Source organism: Geminicoccus flavidas (assembly GCF_009806515.1).
In the GTDB taxonomy this organism is placed as follows: Bacteria; Pseudomonadota; Alphaproteobacteria; order Geminicoccales; family Geminicoccaceae; genus Geminicoccus; species Geminicoccus flavidus.
Map to the genome: position 1 here is coordinate 1 of NZ_WUJP01000915.1, position 5,536 is coordinate 5,536.

At 68.4% G+C, this 5,536-nt stretch carries 6 protein-coding genes and 1 pseudogene; 4 read left to right on the plus strand and 3 right to left on the minus strand.

What is annotated here, in order from left to right; all coding sequences use genetic code 11:
- Positions 1-690: NmrA family NAD(P)-binding protein (locus tag EQG76_RS26345; protein ID WP_159717817.1), on the minus strand; the 690-nt coding region annotated here is incomplete at its 3' end.
- Positions 691-774: 84 nt separating this feature from the next.
- On the opposite strand from EQG76_RS26345, the gene EQG76_RS26350 reads away from it, so the two are divergent.
- Positions 775-1,707 (plus strand): LysR family transcriptional regulator, encoded by a 933-nt coding sequence (locus EQG76_RS26350; RefSeq protein WP_407925574.1) that lies wholly within the window; start codon positions 775-777, stop codon positions 1,705-1,707.
- A gap of 557 nt (positions 1,708-2,264) precedes the next feature.
- Entirely contained in the window at positions 2,265-2,660 is a 396-nt protein-coding gene (locus tag EQG76_RS26355; RefSeq protein ID WP_159717821.1) for a cupin domain-containing protein, read from the plus strand.
- 191 nt (positions 2,661-2,851) lie between these two features.
- Here the strand turns inward: EQG76_RS26355 and EQG76_RS26360 are convergent, their stop codons facing one another.
- Positions 2,852-3,349, minus strand: a complete 498-nt coding sequence (locus EQG76_RS26360; RefSeq protein ID WP_159717823.1) for a pyridoxamine 5'-phosphate oxidase family protein — start codon at positions 3,347-3,349, stop codon at positions 2,852-2,854.
- Positions 3,350-3,555: 206 nt separating this feature from the next.
- Here EQG76_RS26360 and EQG76_RS26365 point away from each other — a divergent pair, with 206 nt between their 5' ends.
- Both EQG76_RS26365 and EQG76_RS26370 read left to right on the plus strand, forming a co-directional pair.
- Positions 3,556-3,807, plus strand: a complete 252-nt coding sequence (locus tag EQG76_RS26365; RefSeq protein ID WP_159717825.1) for a hypothetical protein — start codon at positions 3,556-3,558, stop codon at positions 3,805-3,807.
- A gap of 64 nt (positions 3,808-3,871) precedes the next feature.
- Positions 3,872-4,759: a homocysteine S-methyltransferase family protein gene (locus tag EQG76_RS26370; RefSeq protein ID WP_159717827.1), complete on the plus strand. Its 888-nt coding sequence runs from the start codon at positions 3,872-3,874 to the stop codon at positions 4,757-4,759.
- 562 nt (positions 4,760-5,321) lie between these two features.
- On the opposite strand, the pseudogene EQG76_RS33730 reads toward EQG76_RS26370, so the two are convergent.
- Positions 5,322-5,536 (minus strand): annotated as a pseudogene (locus tag EQG76_RS33730) (manganese catalase family protein); the annotation flags it as partial.

The window sequence follows — 5,536 nt, forward strand, 5'->3', positions numbered from 1 at the left end:
CTCCGGCGGAACCAGGGCCGGCACCACTGGGCGGCCGAGCACTTTCTCGAAGGCCGACGCCACCTCGTCAGCACTCCAGTCTTCTGGCCCGCCCAGTTCCACGACCCGCTTCCCGGTCCATTCTTCGCGCAGCACGGCTGCCGCCGCACGCCCGAGATCGATCGTGCTCACCATCGGGATTCGCCGGGAGGGGTCGAGGAAGGTCGGCAGCACGCCCACCGACCTTACGGTTTCCGCCACCTCGCCCCAGGTCTCGACAAAATAGCCCGACCGCAGAAAAGCGGTCGCCGCTGCCGCCCCGTCCAGCAATGCCTCGAACCGGTTGAGGGTGGCGATGACACCGGTGCCGGCGACATGCTGCGCGCCGATGGACGACAGGACGACCGCCTTGGGCAGACGCGCACGCCGTGCGGCATCGGCCAGCGCCGCACCGAGTTCTTCTGTGCGTGCATAGGGATCGCCGCTCACCGGCGGCGGGTTGAGCAGGAACGCTCCCGACGCGCCCGCCAGCGCAGCGGCCATCGCGTCGGCATCCTCGATGCTCGCAACAGCCACCTCTGCGCCAAGGGCTGTCCAGCTTTCAGCCTGTTCCCTGCGACGCAGCACGACCCGAACCGCCTCACCACATTTGATGAGGGCGCGCGCCGTCTCGCCGCCGGCCCGCCCGTTCGCTCCAAGCACGACATACATGATGGCCACTCCGTCAGCTCGCTCGAGGAAGAACGGGTAAACGGGGGATGTTCATGCGTCCAATGCATGTCCTATATAGTCGACATGCTCGAAGTGGATATACGCCAGGTCGACCTCAACCTGCTGGTGGCGCTTGAGGCACTGCTGGATGAAAGGAACGTGACCCGGGCCGCCCACCGACTCGGCATGAGCCAGCCGGCCGCGAGCCGTGCCCTGGGGCGGTTGCGCACGCTGTTCTCCGATGCGCTGCTGGCGGATGGGCCCGGCGGCTACGTCCTCAGCGCCCGCGCCGAGCAGTTGCGCCCCATGCTGCGCAGGATACTGGCCGGCATTGGGGAAATGCTAGAAGCCAGCCCGTTCGATCCCGCTACGGCGACAGGCCGGATCCGGCTTCTCATGCCCGATCTCCAGGCCGCCGCGCTCACGCCGCATCTGCTCGCCCGCCTCGCCCGCGAGGCGCCGTGCCTCGATCTCGATATCGTGGCCCCGGGCACAAACGGGATCGAAGCGCTGGAGCAGGGCGCCGCGGATGCCATGGTGGCGCTGATCGAGGAAGCGCCGGCCGGCATCCGCCGACGCCGCCTCTACGACGAAGAGCTCGTGACGCTCATGCGGGCGCAGCATCCAGCACTCGCTGAGAAGCTCACGCTCGACCGCTTTCTGGCGCTCGAGCATATCGTGGTAAGTGTCACCGGCGTCGGGCCTGCACCTGTCGATGCGGTGCTGGCGCAGATGGGGCGGACGCGCCGGGTGAAGCTGCGCGTGCCGAACTTCTTCGCGGCGGTCGAGATCGCCGCCCGCTCTGACCTCGTCATGACCCTGCCGTCGAGCCTGGCACGAGCGGCGGCCGAGATGAGGCGCTTCGTTTCGCTGCCGCCGCCCTTCGATCTCGGCCGGTTCACGATGAGCCTGGCCTGGCACGCCCGCCAGCAGGACGCGCCCAGGCACATATGGTTGCGACATGCCATTGTCGCGGCGGCGGCGGACATGTCGTCGCGGACCGAAGCTGGAAGCTGAGGCCGAAAGGTGGGCCGGCTGTCGCAGAACTCCTGAGGAAAGCTTCAGCGGTGGCACTCGGGGACCATGACCGATCCCATGCTGCCGCCGAACAGGTTGGGCACGAGCTTCAGGCGACAAACGACATCGCCTTCCGGTTTCTGGTACCGGATCTGATGAAGCTAGTGCAGGCCATGGCAACGATCGACGCGGCGCTGGCCTGGGATGCCGCGCACGGCAATCCCATCACATCCAGGGCCGCACATCCCGCCGAGCTGGCCGAGGTCTGCGCCGCGCTGGCAGCACTGCGCGACCGGATGGTCAGCGAGAAGGACCAGATGCGCCAGCAGCGGACCAGAAACGGCCTGCCCAACCGGCGACGTCCAGGACGACCCCGTCCGAGATCCCGCAGCGGGGTCCGACGACCCGGCTGCCCCGGCCGAGCGGGGGAACAAGGCGCACCGCCAGGCGCAGGCCGCACGGGCGGCCGGCGCCCACGCGCTGCCCAAGGCATTGACGACGCGCGCCCTTCGCTCGATCCTGAAGCTTGGCCTGAATATCGGGACGAGGGAGGTCGGATGACGCAAGAAGGGGATGGATCGCCACTCGAGCCGATCATCGCCGGCCCGGGCGGCCCGGTCATCGCCGCGGCCGGAACATCGCTGGTGGTGCACGAGTGGACGGATTCCGGTCCCTCCTACCTGCACATCCATCGCTCGGATGACGAAGCGTGGCATGTGCTGGAGGGATCACTGCGCTTCCGCTGCCTGGACCGGGAGTTCGACGCCCCTGCGGGAACCACGGTCTTCGTGCCCGCCGGGCTGCCGCATACCTATCGGGTGATGGGACCGAGCCGCTACCTGATCTTCCTGACGCCGCGACTCGACCGCCTGATCGCGAGGCTGCGGAGCCTGCCCAGGAGCGCCGATCCACGTCCGACGCTCGCCGAGTTCGACACAGTGCTGGTGAAATAGTACTGCTTCGGCACTCCCCCAGGCCGGCGCCCCGCCAGTTCCTCGAGGCTCACCCGCTCCGGCAGGCACAAGGTGGCCGTCGACACGATGGCCGGCATCGGCGGTCGCACGACCGAAGTGAGCACCAGCGGCGAGACCGGTCGAACTCCATAAGAGAGCGATGCCGGTTTTCGCAGGGCAAGTTGGCGACCTCAGTAGTTGATCGCGACCTGATCGCCCGGATGGGGCCGCTCGCCCGTGGTCACCGCCTTCACATAGCCATAGGCGTGCAGCATCATGCTGGAAGGCGCATCCCAATATTCCGCGCAGTCGACCGTCACCTTAAGCAGGGCGATGGCGGAGTCGGTTGGCCCTTTCGGGAACCAGACCCGCAGGAACTCCGACCAGAGCTCCCTCACCTTGGCCGGGTCGTGCAGGATCTCGGCGCGGCCGGAGATGGACACGTAGTTCTGCTTGCGCTCGTCCGAATAAGTGAGCGCCACGTCGGAGATGGCCTGGATCTCGGCTGCCATGTCCGCGTTCTTGTCGGTCATGAACCAGAGATGGCCGTCGAACTCGGCCTCGATCGTACCCATCGGCCGGCTGTGCATCGACCCATCGGCATGCCTGGTGGTCAGCATGGCGATCCGGGCGTCCTTGATCAGCTCGACCAGCCTGTCCTTGGCCGCCTTGTCGTTCCGCACTTCCATCGGCATCGCGCTCCTGCAGTTCGCCTGGCGCTAAAGCGATGGCCGGCCCCGCAGTTCCGTTCTCTCCATCCTACCATGAGGTGAACTCGGACGGCGGTGACTCAGATCACCGGTCCGCGTGATCCCCGGCACAATGGCTCCGGCGCGTTCCCGTTATCCTCTTCGGCCATGGAACGCCCGCATGACTCGGGCCTGGGAGATCAATCATGTACATCGATGCAGAACGGGCCAGTTTCGGGCCGCTCCGGCGCACGGTCGCCAGCCGCCTCGGGCAGCTCAAGGAATGGGTGTCCGCCCATCTGGCCGAGCGCCGGCTGCAGCAGGCGATCATCTCGCTGAACGACCAGGATGATTTCGTGCTGCTCGACCTGGGCATCCGCCGCGACCAGATCGCCCAGGTGGTTCGGCATGGCCGGCCCGCTAACCGTGACCACGGCCCCCGCCCGGAGCGGGACTGACGACCCGATCTTGCCTTGTCGCCTGCGCCGGCTGATGGTCCGGCCGCGGACGAGGGAGCGGGCGATGGCATCAGGCGTCACGATCCTGGACGGCGGCATGGGCCGCGAGCTCCTGCGCATGGGCGCACCCTTCCGCCAGCCGGAATGGTCGGCCCTGGCACTGATGGAGGCGCCAGAACTGGTGGGTCGGGCGCATCGCGCTTTCCTGGACGCCGGCGCGCAGATCGTCACGACCAACAGCTATGCGCTGGTACCCTTCCATATCGGCCCCGAGCGCTTTGCCGCGCAGGGCCAGGCCCTGGCCGAGCTGGCCGGCCGGATCGCCCGCGACGCCGCGGACGAACATGGCGGCGGGGCGGGCATCGCCGGCTCGCTGCCCCCGCTGTTCGGCTCCTACCGCCCGGACCTGTTCGATCCCGAGGTGGCACCCGACCTGCTCCGCACGCTGGTGGCTGGCCTCTCGCCCCATGTCGATCTCTGGCTGGGCGAGACCCTGAGCGCCACTGCGGAGGCCGCGGTGATCCGCCAGGTGCTGGGCAGCGACCGCCGCCCGCTCTGGCTATCCTTCACCCTGGCCGACGAGCTGACTGACGGGCGCGCCCGGCTGCGCTCTGGCGAGCATGTCGCCCGCGCTGCCGCCGAGGCCCGGGCACTCGGTGCTGCCGCGCTCCTGTTCAACTGCAGCCCGCCCGAGGTCATGGCGGCCGCGATCGGCGAGGCGGCCACGGCACTCGCCGGCAGCCGCATGCGCCTGGGCGCCTACGCCAACGCCTTTGCCGGAACCGGCCGCAGCGCCGCCAACGCCGGCCTCAGCCCTTTGCGCACGGACACCGGACCCGTCCGCTACCTGGAGCTGGCATGCAGCTGGGCCGCGGCCGGCGCCAGCGTGATCGGCGGCTGCTGCGGCATCGGCCCGGAGCATATCCGCGAGCTGGCGACCAGCCTGGGCTAGGAGCGCGGGACGAGCCCTGCCGGGCTCTTTTATCGTCATCCCCCGCGAAGGCGGGGGATTAACCCCAAGACGAGGGCTGACTGCGGTTACCCTTTGCGCAGGACCGGTCGTGTCGCAGCCAGCGTGCGGCGTGCCCCCCGGACGAGCCGGGGGATGACCGGAGGGGAAAGCCACTTCGGCCCGTTTCCCTGCGATCGTCACATCTTCCGGTAGAGCTTGATAGCGATCCCGTAGAGCTCCTCCGGCGCCCAATCGGGCGTGAACGTGCCGGAGATGCCGTTCAACTCGGCGATCCTGCCGCCGTCCGGGATGTCCGGGCCACTTCCAGTTCGCCCGGCGGGTCGGTCGGCAGCGCCTGCTCCCCCCAGATGCCGGCGATCTCCTTGTAGTCGGTCGGGCTCCACGTGTAGAGGCGCCGGTGCGAGCCTTCCTGCTCGTACTTGGCGGCGCCGCCGGCACTCAGGAAGGTGGCCGCCAGGCGGATGCCCTTCATGTCGGCGAACGGCGTGTCGGTGATGTCGTCGCCATGCGCGTCCTGGCCGTCCGGCCCGAAGGCCACCTTGCTGACGCCTGTGGTCACCAGCTCGACATGGCCGAGTTCTTCCGCGGTGATGCTCGTCACCAGGCTGTTGAACGGCTTGAGCTTGGACTAGGTTCGGAAGCCGAAGCTCTGGAACAGGTAGTTGTTGAGGATCGACATCTCGCCGAACTCGCCACCCAAGCACCGCGGCCTGGTTCGGATCCGGTGGGCTCGGGCAGCACGGTCTGAAGCTGGTC